The 15,509-nt window shown below is 63.3% G+C and carries 14 protein-coding genes; 12 read left to right on the top strand and 2 right to left on the bottom strand.

Going from position 1 to position 15,509, the window contains the following annotated elements:
• Positions 1-181 precede the first annotated feature (181 nt).
• The 12 genes from ABIE52_RS26825 (at position 182) to ABIE52_RS26770 (ending at position 14,073) form a co-directional block, all read left to right on the top strand.
• Complete coding sequence (locus ABIE52_RS26825; RefSeq protein ID WP_007732726.1) at positions 182-1,351, top strand: acyl-CoA dehydrogenase family protein; 1,170 nt, start codon at positions 182-184, stop codon at positions 1,349-1,351.
• An 11-nt stretch (positions 1,352-1,362) separates the two neighbouring features.
• Positions 1,363-2,505, top strand: coding sequence for a CaiB/BaiF CoA transferase family protein (locus ABIE52_RS26820; protein WP_064114126.1), 1,143 nt, complete (start codon positions 1,363-1,365; stop codon positions 2,503-2,505).
• Positions 2,506-2,542: 37 nt separating this feature from the next.
• Positions 2,543-3,205 (top strand): IclR family transcriptional regulator, encoded by a 663-nt coding sequence (locus ABIE52_RS26815; RefSeq protein WP_030536970.1) that lies wholly within the window; start codon positions 2,543-2,545, stop codon positions 3,203-3,205.
• A 91-nt stretch (positions 3,206-3,296) separates the two neighbouring features.
• Complete coding sequence (locus tag ABIE52_RS26810) at positions 3,297-4,088, top strand: IclR family transcriptional regulator (RefSeq protein ID WP_029256284.1); 792 nt, start codon at positions 3,297-3,299, stop codon at positions 4,086-4,088.
• A gap of 109 nt (positions 4,089-4,197) precedes the next feature.
• Complete coding sequence (gene hutH, locus ABIE52_RS26805; protein ID WP_007732730.1) at positions 4,198-5,766, top strand: histidine ammonia-lyase; 1,569 nt, start codon at positions 4,198-4,200, stop codon at positions 5,764-5,766.
• Positions 5,763-6,836 carry a histidinol-phosphate transaminase gene (locus ABIE52_RS26800; protein WP_003940619.1) on the top strand — a complete coding sequence of 358 codons (1,074 nt, stop codon included), beginning with the start codon at positions 5,763-5,765 and terminating at the stop codon, positions 6,834-6,836. The genes hutH and ABIE52_RS26800 overlap by 4 nt, the downstream gene beginning before the upstream one ends.
• Before the next feature lie 16 nt (positions 6,837-6,852).
• Positions 6,853-8,217: an FAD-binding oxidoreductase gene (locus ABIE52_RS26795; protein WP_064443721.1), complete on the top strand. Its 1,365-nt coding sequence runs from the start codon at positions 6,853-6,855 to the stop codon at positions 8,215-8,217.
• A 203-nt stretch (positions 8,218-8,420) separates the two neighbouring features.
• Positions 8,421-9,857, top strand: a complete 1,437-nt coding sequence (locus ABIE52_RS26790) for a purine-cytosine permease family protein (protein WP_003940251.1) — start codon at positions 8,421-8,423, stop codon at positions 9,855-9,857.
• Positions 9,858-9,899: 42 nt separating this feature from the next.
• Positions 9,900-11,573 carry a urocanate hydratase gene (hutU, locus tag ABIE52_RS26785; protein ID WP_007732742.1) on the top strand — a complete coding sequence of 558 codons (1,674 nt, stop codon included), beginning with the start codon at positions 9,900-9,902 and terminating at the stop codon, positions 11,571-11,573.
• 37 nt (positions 11,574-11,610) lie between these two features.
• Positions 11,611-12,801: an imidazolonepropionase gene (gene hutI, locus ABIE52_RS26780; protein WP_064443718.1), complete on the top strand. Its 1,191-nt coding sequence runs from the start codon at positions 11,611-11,613 to the stop codon at positions 12,799-12,801.
• 23 nt (positions 12,802-12,824) lie between these two features.
• A complete protein-coding gene (gene hutG / locus ABIE52_RS26775; protein ID WP_042926100.1) occupies positions 12,825-13,793 on the top strand; it encodes a formimidoylglutamase in 969 nt (322 codons plus the stop codon).
• 121 nt (positions 13,794-13,914) lie between these two features.
• Positions 13,915-14,073, top strand: a complete 159-nt coding sequence (locus ABIE52_RS26770) for a hypothetical protein (protein WP_155277930.1) — start codon at positions 13,915-13,917, stop codon at positions 14,071-14,073.
• A gap of 13 nt (positions 14,074-14,086) precedes the next feature.
• On the opposite strand, the gene ABIE52_RS26765 is transcribed toward ABIE52_RS26770, so the two are convergent.
• Both ABIE52_RS26765 and ABIE52_RS26760 read right to left on the bottom strand, forming a co-directional pair.
• On the bottom strand, positions 14,087-14,356 hold the full coding sequence (locus ABIE52_RS26765) for a hypothetical protein (RefSeq protein WP_030536965.1): 270 nt from the start codon (positions 14,354-14,356) through the stop codon (positions 14,087-14,089).
• Between the two features lie 238 nt (positions 14,357-14,594).
• Complete coding sequence (locus ABIE52_RS26760) at positions 14,595-15,503, bottom strand: ABC transporter substrate-binding protein (protein WP_030536963.1); 909 nt, start codon at positions 15,501-15,503, stop codon at positions 14,595-14,597.
• Positions 15,504-15,509: the final 6 nt, after the last annotated feature.

Raw genomic sequence — 15,509 nt, 5'->3', positions numbered from 1 at the left:
CCGCAATCAACTTGTCTATACAGGCTTAGACAAGTTGATCATTGCAGAACGTGAGCCGCGACACAACAAATTCACCCCTGGACAAATTCGCCACCCTCGGCCATAGTCAGTCCGTGCCAACTAGTGGCAATTAGATTTCATTAGATGAAATTCGTAACTATTCCGCCTCGAAGGAGCCCCCGTGACTACCCAGACCGCGCCCGACACCGACAGCGTCGATCTCGCAGAGTTCCGCAGCACTGTCCGAGCCTTCGCCAACGCCGAGATCCACCCAGGAGCAGCCGCACGCGACGAGTCCAAGGAGTTCCCGGCGCAGCTGGTCAAGCGCCTCGGGCAGCAGGACCTCATGGGCATTTCCGTGCCCGAGGAATTCGGCGGCCTGGGTCTGTCGACACGAACCCAACTGGTCGCCATCGAAGAAGTTGCACGCACCGACGCCGCGCTGGCATCGATCTACACCGCCCACTACCTGGGCCTCGAGCCGATTCTCGTCGGCGGCTCCGAAGAGCAGAAGCATCGCTGGTTGCCCCAGCTCGCGTCGGGCGAACTACTGGCCGGCTTTGCACTCACAGAACCCGATGCCGGCTCCGACATCGCCTCGATGCGTACCGTCGCCCGACGCGAGGACGACGGCTGGCATCTCTCCGGATCGAAGACGTACATCTCCAACGCCAAGGAAGCCGACCTGGTCGTGCTCTTCGCCAAGACGGACCCGAGCGCAGGATTCCGAGGCATCACCGCCTTCGTCGTCCCCAAGGGAACTCCGGGAATCAGCTACTCGGAGCCGCAGGACAAGATGGGAATTCGTTCGGCCCCGACGTACACCGTCTACCTCGACGACGTCGTTCTGCCGCTCGACTCCGTGATCGGCACCGAAGGTCGCGGCGGCAACATTGCCTTGACCGCCCTGAACCGAGCACGCATCGACGTAGCGGCAATGGCAAACGGCATCGCTCTGCGCGCTTGGGAACTGGGACGCGAGTACGCAACGGAGCGAAAGCAGTTCGGCACGCCGATCTTCGACTTCCAGGCAATCCAGCTACTCCTCGGTGGCTGCGACGCGCAACTTGTCGCATCACGCGTCACCGCAGACTGGGCCGCCGACGTCAAGGACGCCGGTCAGGACATCCGCCGCGCCGCATCGATTTCGAAGTACGTCGCCACCGAAGCCTGCTTCTCGATCGTCGATCAAACTGTACAGATCCACGGTGGCGCAGGTTTCATGCGCGAATCGGAAATCGAACGCCTGTACCGCGATTGCCGCATTCTCCGCATCTTCGAGGGCACCTCGCAGATCCAGTTGCTCACCATTGCCGGCAATGCTCCGTCGCCGCGTTCCACCGAGTTCTGAAAGGCGCGGACATGACTGCACTTCCCCCACTCGACGGCATCCGGGTCATCGACCTCTCGCGCGTCCTTGCCGGACCCTACTGCACCGCACTGCTTTCCGACGCCGGTGCGGACGTCGTCAAGATCGAATCCGAACACGGTGAAGACTCTCGGCACCTCGGCCCGTTCCGCGACGGCGAGAGCATCTACTTCAACGTGCTCAATCGCGGCAAGCGTTCGGTGGCACTCAACCTCAAGAACGGCGAGGACCGTGAGGCGCTGCTGACGCTCATCGAGACCGCCGACGTCGTCGTCGAAAACTTTCGCCCCGGCGTCACCAAGCGCCTGGGAATCGACTACGAGGCTGCGCGGGCTCGCAATCCGCGGATCGTGTACGCGTCCATCTCCGGTTTCGGACAGGACGGGCCCATGTCCGGAGCCGCCGCCTACGACCTTGTAGTCCAGGCTCTTTCGGGAATCATGAGCATCACCGGTTCGGAGGAATCCGGGCCGACACGATTGGGTGAGTCGTTCGGAGACCTGGTCGCCGGGCTGTTCGCCGCCTGGGGAATCAGTACCGCCCTGCTGAGTGCACGGGCGAGCGGACTCGGGCAGCACCTAGACGTCGCGATGTTCGACAGCATGCTCGCCATGCTGCCGACAGCACACAGCCAACTGCAATCCACCGGGCTCACTCCCCCACGCGTCGGCAACCGTCATCCTGTCTCCACACCCTTCGACACCTACAAGGCCGACGACGGACTCTTCGTCCTCGCGGTTGCGAGCCAGTCGGGTTTCGAGAAGCTGGCGCAGACGATGAATCGCGTCGACCTGATCGCAGATCCTCGATTTGCCGACGACACCGCCCGGACCGAGAACGAACCGGCACTGCGCAAGGAGATCGAAAACTGGGCTGCCGGAAAGACCGTCGCCGACGTGGTCGGTATTCTCGGCGACGCGGGCCTCGCCGGCTCGGAAATCTGGGACGTCCAGCAGGCACTCACCTCCGCGCAGGCCGAGTATCGCGGAGTCGTCGAATCGTTCGAGCACCCGGTAGCAGGAAAAATCTCCTACGTACGACAACCCGTCGTGTTCGGTGATAGCCGACGCCCCGATGTCCGCCGCAGTCCCCTGCTGGACGAGCACCACGGTGAGGTACTGCCGGGCTCGCGATAGATTCAGCGCAGACATCCCTCGGCACTTGGAGTAGGACATGGCCCCCGGCGACGTGACCCGCAGCGCGAATCGCACGTTCGAACTTCTCGGTGCGATCGTCGAGCACGGCGGGTTGACGCTCGGCGACGCCGCCAAGGCAACCGATCTGGCAACCAGTACCGCGCTTCGCCTGATCAGAAGCCTCGAACAAACCGAGTTCGTCGTCCGCGGCGAGGACAACGTCTATCGCGTCGGCCCGCGGCTACTACAGATCGGGGCTCGCGCACTCGGTGACAATCAACTGTTGCCGAGAGCGCGGCCCGCGATGAAGGCCATCGCCGAAACCACGAGAGAGTCGACCTACCTGTCGACGAAGGGACCGAAAGACACTGCGCTGTATCTCGATCAGATCGAGGGCACGCACGCGATCCGCCACATGGGGTGGGTGGGCCAGAGCGTTCCCCTGGACGGCACCGCCGTCGGCGCAGCGTTGAGCGGCAAGGTAGGCGAGAGCGGGTACGCCATTGCGCACGACACCATCGAGGATCACTCGACCGGAGTTGCCGCGCCGATCTACAACGCGGTCGGTCAGATAGCCGGAGCGCTCAGCGTCGTGGGCCCGACCTTCCGTCTGACGGACGAGGTCTGCGCCAGCCACGGCCGCGTCTTGGTGGAGCACTGCGCCCGGTTGTCCGCGGAACTCGGCAACCAGACTCCCTGACCACCCCGAGCACTTGGCGATTCAGTCTCGTATCCGAGACAATGTGGGTCCCCGCTCCCACCTCAGCCCTACCCGTAAGGACACACCCCATATGACGACGAGCCGCGTGAAATCTGCTGAGCGCGTGCTCGACGTGCTCGATCTCCTGGCCCGCCGGGGTGTGCCGCTGGCGACGGCAGAAATCTCCAGCGCCCTCGAGCTGCCGAAGAGTACGACGCATCACCTCCTCAATGTCATGCGGGATCGACGGTTCGTCTCATACTGGGCTGATCAACGCGCCTGGACCCTGGGTGTCTCGGCGTTCGAAGTCGGTGCGTCGTACATGCGGTCCGGCCCACTTCACCGTGAGGGCCAACGATTCATGCTGGCACTCACTCAGTCGACCGACGAGACCTCCCATCTGGCGGTACTTCAGGGTTCTGACGTCATCTACCTCGACAAACGTGAACCTCTGAAGCCCGGCGTTCGGTTGGTGACCGAGATCGGGACCCGCCTTCCGGCGCATCTCACCGCAGTCGGGCGGGCGATTCTGAGCCGTCTGGACGTGGAACAGATCAGCGCGCTCTACGAGGGGTACACCTGGCCGACGCGGACCGGAACGGGTCCGTCGACGCTCGCCGAACTGCGAGAACTGCTCGCCGCAGCACGTGAGAGCGGATATGCGGTCGAAGAGAATGCGACGACATCCGGGATCAACTGCATCGCCAGCCCCGTGATCACACGGGACGGTCGTCCGGTCGCAGCTCTCGGCGTCACCTTCCTCTCCGGCTCCAAATCGGCCGAGGAGAGTGCCCTGATCGCCGACCGAGTGCGCGCCGTCAGCGCCGAGTTCTCCGCCGATCTCGGAGATCGAATGGTGGAGACCCCGACCGCAGACATGTAACGAAATTCTCCGTTTCGCACTCTGTGGGCCTTGTTTTCGTCTCATATTCAAGACTAGAGTCTCGTATACAAGACTTTGTTAGATAGCCACGCATCATCATTGGAGTCCCATGAACGCCACCCCTGCCACCCAGACAGCCACCCGAACCATCGAGGTCGGAATCGGCGCTGTCACCATCGCCGACGTCGTCGACGTCGCGCGCAACGGATACGGCGTTGCATTGACCGCGGAATCACTGGCCGCGATCGCCGAAAGTCGTGCACGCATCGAAGCGCTGGCCGCAGACCCCACACCGGTCTACGGAGTTTCCACCGGATTCGGCGCACTTGCCACCCGGCACATTCCGGCGCATCTGCGGACACAGTTGCAGCGCAGCCTGATCCGCTCACATGCGGCAGGTTCGGGACCGGAAGTCGAACGCGAAGTGATCCGGGCCTTGATGCTTCTGCGTCTTTCGACGCTCGCCACCGGGCGAACCGGAGTGCGCCCTGTAGTCGCACAGGCGTACGCCGACCTACTCACCGCAGGCATCACCCCGGTGGTGCACGAATACGGCAGCCTCGGATGCTCGGGAGATCTGGCACCACTGGCGCATGTGGCGATGGCAATCATCGGTGAAGGTTCCGTCCGCACCGCCGACGGTGAACTCACCGATGCGGCAACGGCATTGGCTGCCCATGGTCTCGAACCGGTGGTTCTGGCCGAGAAGGAAGGCCTCGCACTGATCAACGGTACCGACGGGATGCTCGGCCAACTGGCCCTTGCGATCACCGATCTCGATCATCTGCTCAAGTTGGCCGACATCGCTGCCGCCATGAGCGTCGAGGGCTTGCTCGGCACCGATCAGGTGTTCGCCGCGGACCTCCAAGCGCTTCGCCCCCACCCCGGCCAGGGCGCGGCCGCATCGAACATGGTGCGTCTGCTTGCCGATTCCCCGATCGTCGCCAGCCATGCGGGCCCTGACTGCACCAGGGTTCAAGACGCGTACTCACTGCGGTGCGCACCGCAGGTCGCCGGCGGCGCACGCGACACCGTCGATCACGCCCGCCTCGTCGCCGGGCGCGAATTGGCCAGTGCTGTCGACAATCCCGTTGTCACCCTCGACGGACGGGTTCGATCCAACGGTAACTTCCACGGAGCTCCCGTGGCCTACGTCTTGGACTTCCTCGCCATCGTGACCGCGGATGTCGCGGGTATCAGCGAACGCCGAACCGACCGCTTCCTCGACGTAGCACGCAATCACGGTCTGACCCCCTTCCTCGCCGACGACCCCGGTGTCGACAGCGGACTGATGATCGCGCAGTACACACAAGCTGCCATCGTGTCCGAACTCAAGCGACTCGCGAGCCCGGCCAGTGTCGATTCGATTCCCTCCTCGGCCATGCAGGAAGATCACGTCTCCATGGGATGGTCGGGTGCACGCAAGCTCCGCCGGTCCATCGACGGTCTCACCCGAGTTCTCGCGATCGAGATACTGACTGCAGCAAGAGGAATCGATTTGCGCTCCCCACTCGAGCCCTCCCCCGCCACCGGAGCCGTCCTTCGGACCCTGCGCGAGAAGGTGCAGGGGCCGGGTACCGATCGCTTCCTGTCCCCCGAGATCGAGGCCGCGGTGGACTTGGCGGCATCGGGTGCACTTGTTGCGGCTGCGGAGAACGCGATCGGCGCCCTGGCATGAGCGCGCCCGGTGCGCTGAGGCCTCGCCCCCGACCCGAAATCGAAGCGCTTCCTCGATACTCCAAAGCCGCCGGCCTCGAGCAGGTTCGGTGGCGGGCGTCGAGCAACGAGTCGACGGTTGCACCCTCGGCGGCCATTCTCGAGGCCGTCAATCTCGCGGCCTCACACTCGCACTTGTATCCGTCGCTGTTCGGCGACACACTGATAGCCCGGTTGAGCGACCGTCTGGGCGTGGGCGACGACCAGGTACTGGTCGGCGCCGGGTCGTTGGCACTGCTCCAGCAGGTATTGACCGCATACACGGGCCCTGGCACCGAAGTCGTCTACCCGTGGCGCAGCTACGAGGCGTACCCGATACTGATCGGAATCGCCGGGGCGAGCGGTGTCCCCGTCGCACTCGATTCCGAACATCGGCACGATCTGAGTGCAATGGCGGCAGCCGTGACGCCGCAGACCCGCGCAGTACTCGTCTGCAACCCCAACAATCCGACCGGAAGCGAGTTCTCGACCGCGGAGTTCGTCTCGTTCGCCCGCTCGATCCCGGGTGACGTCCTCATCCTTCTGGACGAGGCTTACCGGGAGTTCGCGACCAGCGACGTCGACGGCGTCGACCTGCTTCGAGCCTTTCCCAACATCGTCGTCTTCCGAACCTTCTCCAAGGCTTACGGATTGGCCGGACTTCGTGCCGGCTATGCCGTCACCAACTCGGCGATCGCAGCGGATCTTCGCAGCGCTGCACCGCCCTTCGGGCTCAGCGCCGTTGCCGAGGCCGCGGCCTGCGCGGCCCTGACCGATCCGGCACACACCGATTCGATAGTCGAAACGGTGACCGCGGGTCGTTCTCACCTACGTGAGCAATTGGCTCTGCGCGGCGTCGAGACGGTCCCGAGCGGTGCCAACTTCGTGTGGATCCCTCTCGGCAAGAGAGCTTCTGCACTCGAAGCGGCCTGCGTCGCGCAGGGTGTCTCGGTCCGGATGTTCCCCGGCGAGGGAGTGCGGGTGACCGTAGGTGAGCGGGCAGCAGAAGACGCCGTGATCGCCGCTGTGGATGCACTCGCACACAACCTTTGACCGACTGGAGAAAAGAATGTCCGTCCACGAACTTGCTCGGTCGATCGGTTCGAGTCGCCTGATCACCGACCCTGCGGTAATGGACTCGTACCGCCGTGACGAGGCCCATCTCGCCGAACCCGGCCATCCGGTAGCCGTCATGCTCGCCGAAACTGCGGCCGACATTTCCGAGGCTCTGAAATGGGCTACTGCTCACCGTGTCCCGGTGGTAACCCGCGGTGCGGGAACCGGTTTGGCGGGCGGCGGGGTAGCCGTCGAGGGCTGCCTGGTCATCTCGACCACTCGCATGCGCTCGATTCTCGAGGTCAATCCGGACGATCAGCTCGCTGTCGTGGAAGCCGGGGTGATCAACGCTGACATCAGCCGAGCAGCAGACGAGTACGGGCTGATGTACGCCCCTGATCCGAGCAGTTTCGAGATCTCCACGATCGGCGGAAACATCGCCACCAACGCCGGTGGACTGCGTTGCGTGAAGTACGGCGTCACCCGCGATTCAGTCCTGGGTCTCGAGGTTGTGCTCGCCGACGGTCGGATCGTGCGGACAGGCCGAAGGACCGTCAAAGGTGTTGCGGGATACGACTTGACCAGTCTTCTTGTCGGTTCGGAAGGAACGCTCGGAGTCGTCACGAGTGCCACGCTGAAGTTGCAGCCCAAGCCCAAGAGAGCACCGGTCACCGTCGTCGGCAGTTTCGATTCTCTCCGCTCCGCAGCGGACGCGGTTGCCGCGGTCGTTCGCGACGGAATCGGGCCGAGCCTGCTGGAGCTGATCGATCGAGCAACGCTGCGCGCCGTCGACGACTGGAAACGAATCGGGTTGGAAGACAACACCGCCGCGATGCTGATCGCACAGGCCGACGGGGTCGATGCCGACGCAGCAGCCGCGGCGATGCAGAAACACTTCGAGAGGGCGGGCGCCGATTTTGTCGCCGTCTCGCAGGACGCGGCAGAAGCCGCACAGCTACTCGAGATTCGTCGACTCGCCTATCCGGCTTCCGAACGACTCGGGCAATGTCTCGTGGAAGACGTCGGGGTCCCGCGGTCGAAACTGCCCGACATGCTCGAGAGTATCGACCGAGCGGCCGCCGAGTACATGGTCAAGATCATGACTGTCGCGCATGCTGGTGACGGCAACGTCCATCCGACCTTCGTCTTCGACCGCACTGCCGACGGCTCGGTCCCCGAAGCCGTGTGGACCGCCGCGGACGAGGTCTTCCGGCGTGCTCTCGAACTCGGCGGAACTCTGACCGGAGAGCACGGCGTCGGCGTTCTGAAGCGTCGCTGGCTCTCTCTCGAGCTCGGCGAGGACAGCATGCAACTGCACCGATCGATCAAGGCTGCCTTCGACCCGCTCGGAATCCTCAACCCGGGTAAGGGTTTCTGATTTCTCGCGCGGTGTTACACAGCATTTACGCGAAAACGGGTCCCGGGTATTGACGCCTGTATATACAGGCATATACATTTATCCGCAGTGACAGTGACCCAGCGCACAAAGCACACGGCGCAAAGCACCAAGCACGAAGAAGGTGGGCAATACCCCGACGTCGATTCCGTCGCTCGACGGGCTCGCAGCAGAAAGACAGGCCTATGACTCACGATGGACCGGCCGAGGTCATCCTCACTCCGGAACGACGCACTATCGACGTCGTCCCGGATGCAGAACGACACGGCACCCCGCGCAGCCAGTTCACTCTCTGGTTCGGCGCCAACATGCAGATCACTGCAATCGTCGACGGCGCTCTCGCCGTCGTATTCGGCGCGGACGCCATCTGGGCGATCGTCGGACTTCTGATCGGCAACATCTTCGGTGGCGCTGTCATGGCGCTTCACTCCGCCCAGGGCCCGCGTATGGGTCTCCCCCAGATGATCTCGAGTCGCGCCCAGTTCGGCGTCAAGGGAGCAGTCGTACCGCTTGTTCTCGTCATCCTGATGTACCTCGGCTTCGCTGCCACCGGCACCGTGTTGGCCGGACAGGCCGTCAACAAGATCCTGCACATCGACAGCCCCACCGTCGGCATCGTCGTCTTCGGTCTCCTCACCGCATTCGTCGCGGTCACCGGCTACAAGCTGATCCACATCGTCGGCAGGATCGCCACCGTCGTGGGCATCGTCGGATTCTCCTACCTGGCCGTTCGACTGTTCCTCGAGTACGACGTCGCCTCGTACGTCGGCATCAAGGGCTTCGACATAGTCACCTTCCTGCTCGCGATCTCGCTGGGTGCCGGTTGGCAGCTCACCTTCGGCCCGTACGTCGCCGACTACTCGCGTTACCTGCCGCGCAGCACTTCCGAGAGCACCACGTTCTGGTCGACGTTCCTCGGTAGTGTCATCGGATCGCAGTGGTCCATGACCTTCGGCGCTCTCGTCGCGGCCTGCGCCGGCGACGCGTTCCTGGGTAACCAGGTCGGCTTCATGGGAGATCTGGCCGGACCCGCTGCCATCGCCTTCCTGATCTACTTCGTCATCCTGGTCGGCAAGTTGACGGTGAACGTGCTCAACGCCTACGGCGGATTCATGTCGATCCTGACCACCGTCACCGCCTTCAACGGACAGTCGCGAATCTCGAGCACAGCGCGCACCCTCTACATCCTCGGTTTCACTGCGGTCTCGGTCTTGATCGCCATCGCCGCCAGCGCCGACTTCCTGGACAACTTCAAGAACTTCGTCCTGGTGTTGCTGATGGTGTTCACGCCGTGGAGTGCGATCAATCTGATCGACTACTACCTGATCTCCAAGGAACGCATCGACATTCCGGCGCTGTACGACGTCAACGGTCGATACGGAGCATGGAACTTCACCGCATTGGCTTGCTACGCCGCCGGCGTTCTCGCCCAGATCCCGTTCCTCGCCCAGAAGATGTACACCGGCCCCGTCACGGACATGCTCGGCGGCGCCGACATCTCGTGGCTGGTCGGCATCGTGTTCACCGGGCTGATCTATTACCCACTCGCCAAGCGCACGAGCAATCCCCCTTCGTCGATGATCTACCCCGATCACACCGCGATGACCGACTCTCGCGTCTGATCCCCCAACGTCTTTCGAACTTCAGCAAGCTAGGAGAACACAATGGAAATCAGCACCCCCGGCCACGAGCCGCGCCCCGTCCGTGCTCCCCGCGGCCCCGAGCTCACGACGCTCGGTTGGCAGCAGGAGGGTGCCCTGCGCATGCTCATGAACAACCTCGACCCCGATGTTGCCGAGCACCCGGACAGCCTCGTCGTCTACGGCGGAACCGGTCGCGCAGCGCGTAGTTGGGCTGCCTTCGACGCCATGGTCGCCACGCTGAAGACGCTGAAGAACGACGAGACCATGCTGGTGCAGTCCGGCAAGCCGGTCGGTGTCTTCCGCACCAACGAGTGGGCACCGCGAGTGCTGATCGCCAACTCCAACCTGGTCGGTGACTGGGCGAACTGGGAAGAGTTCCGCCGTCTCGAAGACCTCGGCCTGACCATGTACGGCCAGATGACCGCAGGCTCCTGGATTTACATCGGCACCCAGGGAATCCTGCAGGGTACGTACGAGACCTTCGGCGCCATCGCGAAGAAGCGCTACAACGGCTCACTCGCCGGAACGATCACCCTCACTGCGGGTCTCGGCGGCATGGGCGGCGCTCAGCCTCTCGCCGTCACTATGAACGACGGCGTCGCGATCTGCGTCGACTGCGACATCACCCGCATCGACCGTCGTATCGCCCACAAGTACCTCGACACCAAGGCAGACAGCATCGAGCACGCGCTCGAACTGGCGACCGCGGCACGCGATGCCAAGAAGCCGCTCTCCATCGGCCTCGAAGGCAATGCGGCAGAGATCTTCCCGGCGCTGCTGGAGATGAAGGCCCCCATCGACATCGTGACCGACCAGACCTCGGCGCACGATCCCCTCGCCTACCTGCCGATCGGCATCGACTTCGGCGACATGAAGACCATGTCGGAGAAGGATCCGCAGAAGTTCACCGAAGATTCCCGCAACGCGATGGCCGCACACGTCAAGGCCATGGTCGGATTCATGGACGCCGGCGCCGAGGTATTCGACTACGGCAACTCCATCCGCGACGAGGCCCGCAAGGCCGGCTACGACCGTGCATTCGACTTCCCCGGATTCGTTCCCGCCTACATCCGTCCGCTCTTCGAAGAAGGCCTCGGCCCCTTCCGCTGGGCGGCGCTCTCGGGTGATCCCAAGGACATCGAGGCCACCGACAAGGCCATCCTCGAACTCTTCCCCGAGAACGAGCACCTGCGCCGCTGGATCACCATGGCCGGCGAAAAGGTTGCCTTCGAAGGCCTTCCGGCTCGCATCTGCTGGCTCGGATACGGTGAGCGCCACCTCGCCGGCCTCAAGTTCAACGAGATGGTGGCCTCGGGCGAGCTCTCCGCACCGATCGCCATCGGCCGCGATCACCTCGACTCCGGATCGGTCGCCTCGCCGTACCGCGAAACCGAATCGATGATCGACGGGTCCGACGCGATCGCCGACTGGCCGCTGCTCAACGCCCTGGTCAACACCGCGTCCGGCGCTTCGTGGGTTTCACTCCACCAAGGCGGCGGCGTCGGTATGGGACGCTCCATCCACGCGGGACAGGTGTGCATCGCCGACGGCACCGAACTCGCAGCCAAGAAGCTCGAAGCAGTTCTCACCAACGATCCCGGGATGGGCGTCATCCGGCATGCGGATGCAGGATACGACCACGCCATCGACACGGCAGCCACCCGCGGCGTCCGAATCCCGATGACCGAGAACTGAAACAGCCCCACCACCTCACCCTGAGTTAGGAATTACATTGACCACGAATGGTTCTCGAACCACAGTTCTGACCAACATCGGAACCCTCGTCACCAATGACCCGACTCTGGGTGAGGGCAAGCTCGGCGTACGACACGACGCGGCAATCGTTTTCGACGAGGGCGTTGTTGCTTGGGTCGGTGATTCCGCCGACGCCCCGGCTGCCGATATCGGTCAGGATATCGGCGGTCGGGCCCTGCTCCCCGGATTCGTGGAGAGTCACTCGCACCTGGTGTTCGGTGGCGAGCGGGCCGAGGAATTCGCAGCTCGCATGGCGGGCGAGAAGTACGCGGCGGGCGGTATTCGCAACACCATCGAAGCGACGCGCTCGGCCACCGACGAACAATTGCAGGCCAATGTTCGACGCCTACTCGACGAATCCCTGCGCTCGGGCAGCACAACCGTCGAATGCAAGACCGGATACGGGCAGAACACCGAGAGCGAACTACGCAGCGCACTGATCGCCGGACAGTTCACCGACGAGGTCACACTGCTGGCCGCCCACGTTCCACCACCCGAATATGCCGGCCGCGCCGATGACTACGTCGCCATGGCGTGCGACGAGATGATCCCTGCCTGTGCGCCACACGCGAAGTGGATCGACGTCTTCTGCGAACGAGGGGCGTTCAACCGCGAACAGGCACATGCAGTCCTGAGCGCAGGCGTCGCCGCTGGACTGATCCCCCGCGTCCACGGCAATCAACTCGGCGATGGGCCAGGAGTTCAGCTCGCCGTCGAGATGGGAGCCGCGTCCGTCGATCACGTCACCTACGTCACCGCCGAGGACATCGACGCCCTGGCTCAGAGTTCCACCGTCGCAACACTGTTGCCCGGCGCCGACTTCTCCACCCGCAACAAGTACCCCGACGCCCGCGCACTGCTGGACGCCGGCGTCACAGTAGCTCTCGGCGCCGACTGCAATCCCGGCACCTGCTACACCACCAGCCTCCCGTTCTGCATAGCAATTGCGGTGCGAGACATGCACATGACACCCGCCGAGGCAGTCTGGGCAGCCACTGCAGGAGGCGCCCGGGCGCTGCAGCGCACCGACGTCGGAACCCTTTCTCTCGGAACACGTGCCGACGCCATCGCGCTCGATGCACCGTCGTACCTCCACCTCGCCTACCGCCCGGGCGTCCCTCTGGTGCGCGAGGTCTGGAAAAACGGCGCACTCGCCACAAGCTACTGAAATACACTCACCGGGAGGCCGTCGTGGCACATCAGATCGCAGTCGACATCGAACCCAAGCCGTGGACCGGGCGCTCCGACGGCACCACTGCCGAGCATCTGCGGTGGCATCATGCCGTGCAACCGTATTCAGCCGAAACAGCTCCCGGCGACTGTGTTCTGATCGGATTCTCCAGCGACGAAGGAGTCCGCCGCAACAAGGGCCGCCGCGGTGCCGCGGATGGCCCCGACGCTTTGCGAGCCGGGTTGGCTTCCATGGCGCTGGCCGAACCACTGCAGATTCAGGACGCCGGAACCGTTGCCGTGTCGGGTGAAGAACTCGAGGCCGGTCAGGCCGCACTCGGGAACGCCGTCAGCGCTGCGCTTGATTCGGGACACTTCCCCGTGGTTCTCGGGGGAGGACACGAAATCGCCTACGGTACATACCTCGGCGTCGCGGGCTCCGAGTTGCGAACCGCCGGAGCCAAACTCGGAATCCTCAACTTGGATGCGCACTTCGACCTGCGGGGCGATCCGATACCCAGCTCCGGCACACCCTTTCGTCAGATCGCCGAGGACGAAGCCGCGGCAGGCACCTCGCATCAGTACAGCGTGATCGGAATCAGCCAACCGAGCAACACCACGGCACTGTTCGACACGGCTCACCGCCTCGGTGTTCGCTATCTGCTCGACGAAGAATGCGGAGCGATCGGCCGAGGCGTCGTGGATCAGTTCCTCGCAGACTTCCTCGACGACGTCGATCTGGTCTACCTGACCATCGACCTCGACGTCCTGCCTGCAGCTGTGGCGCCGGGCGTCAGCGCACCTGCGGCCTACGGAGTCAGCCTCGAAACCATCCAATACGTATGTGACCGAGTCACGTCCAGCGGAAAACTCGCGGTTCTCGATGTCGCCGAACTGAACCCGAGCCTCGACGTCGACAATCGCACTGCCCGAACGGCTGCTCGTCTGATCCACCGGATAGTCACGAAGCACGTGCCGGTTCAGCGCTAGCCTCGGCGCGCCTCCAGCAGATCTACGGGACTGCCTGAAAACTGATTCCACGAGTTCTGTCCGAGCACTCCAAACTATGTCCTTTGCCACCTCACAAGTGATGCCGCCTTGCAGATTGCCGATGGCGGCGACAACGCCTGTCTCGGGGTACGTGATCGTTCCGCACCCCTCGGATGTGGATGCCGTCGGCAATCGTGAAGTCGAAGTCGACGAATTGCCCGAGCAGTACTCGAAGCCGGGGACACCACCGATCACAGGAGGCCCGACCGTACCGTCGTGAATCGAAAAGCCGATCAACCCTCCGGGGTCGCCATTACCGACTTGCCCCGGATCACCGGTGGTGACGAAGATCGATTGGCCTGACTCAGTCTGAATCGTCCGTGTCGAATGATCGTTGCCGTAGGCCGATTCGATTTGAGCCACGGTGAGCCGTCACCGACGCCGCGGTCAGTCAGCGTTCCCGGCGGTGATTCGATGACGGTGACGCCCTCGCTGGTGAGAATTGCCCGTCCGGTGCCACCAGGCGTCGTGAACGGAACTACAGCGCAACTCGGAAACTGCATGGGCGTTCCAGCCTGATGCCAGACACAGGCCGGACACTACAACCGTGGTTGTAGTGGCTGCGCCGTTCCGAACTCGTCCAATGGGTGCGCGCGGTCGGCTTCTCGGCATGTCGGCATCCTTGGTCGGAACGGCTCGCCGCGAGGTCGAGGCATGCCTGACTTCGCGACGCTACCCCGAGCGGGGTCGAATCGATATCGTCTGTTCGGCCGACGACAAGGACGCCACCCCGGCCTTCGATCATGGCACCAGGGAGTTCTCCTGCAACCAGTCCTGAGCGATGTCACTCATGTCGTCGAGATCGGCAACGCGCTGGTTCATCTCGATGAGATCTTCGGTGGTCAGCGCCGCCGAAACCCCCGCGAGCACTGAGCGGACGTCATCGCGAGCCTTCAACTCGTTGATGATCGGTGTGATGTTCTCCGCGAGGAAGAGGTGCTTCGTATCCTCGAGTGCAACCAAGTTCTCCGAGCGCATCGCAGGATCGGTACTGAAGACATCGGCAACCTGTATCTGCCCGCTCAGAAGCGCATTGAGCGTGAGGGGTCCACCTGCATCGAGTGCCAGGAACTCCCGGAATGTCAGGCCGTATTTGGTCTTCAAGCCGGCGACGCCGTTTTCGCGCGTCTTCCATTCCGGCGGTCCGCCGAGAGTCAACTCGTCGGCATGCTGCACCAGATCCTCGACGGTCTCCAGCGAATACTTTTCCGCCGTCTCCTGTTTGACGGCAAGTACATCCTTGTCCTCTGCGGGCGAGGGCTCGAGAGCCACCAGACCCTTGGGCAATTTCGCATCGATTTCAGCGGATACTTCATCTGAAGCCGTCGCCGTTGTCTTGCTGTCCAGATATTGCAACAAGGCGCCGGAATACTCGGGGATCAGATCGATGGAACCGTCGCGCAGTGCCGGTACATAGAGTTCTCGGCTACCGATGTTCAACTTCTCGGTAACGTCGATACCGTTGGCACGAAGCGCTTCGGCGTAAATGGTCGCAATCAGTTGGCTCTCGGGAAAATCGGCGGAACCGATCACGATGGCGCCCTCAGCACTACCGCCGCCGTCCGTAGCCAAGGGGTCCTTGCCGATTCCGCAGCTGGACAACGCAACCGCTGTCACGCCGACCAACGCGGCGATCAATACCTTCTTCATGTCGAA

This window comes from Rhodococcus sp. OAS809 (genome assembly GCF_040546695.1).
GTDB classification, from domain to species: Bacteria; Actinomycetota; Actinomycetes; order Mycobacteriales; family Mycobacteriaceae; genus Rhodococcus_F; species Rhodococcus_F qingshengii.
The sequence above is the reverse complement of the archived record's forward strand: the minus strand, read 5'-3'. Positions and strand labels throughout refer to the sequence as shown.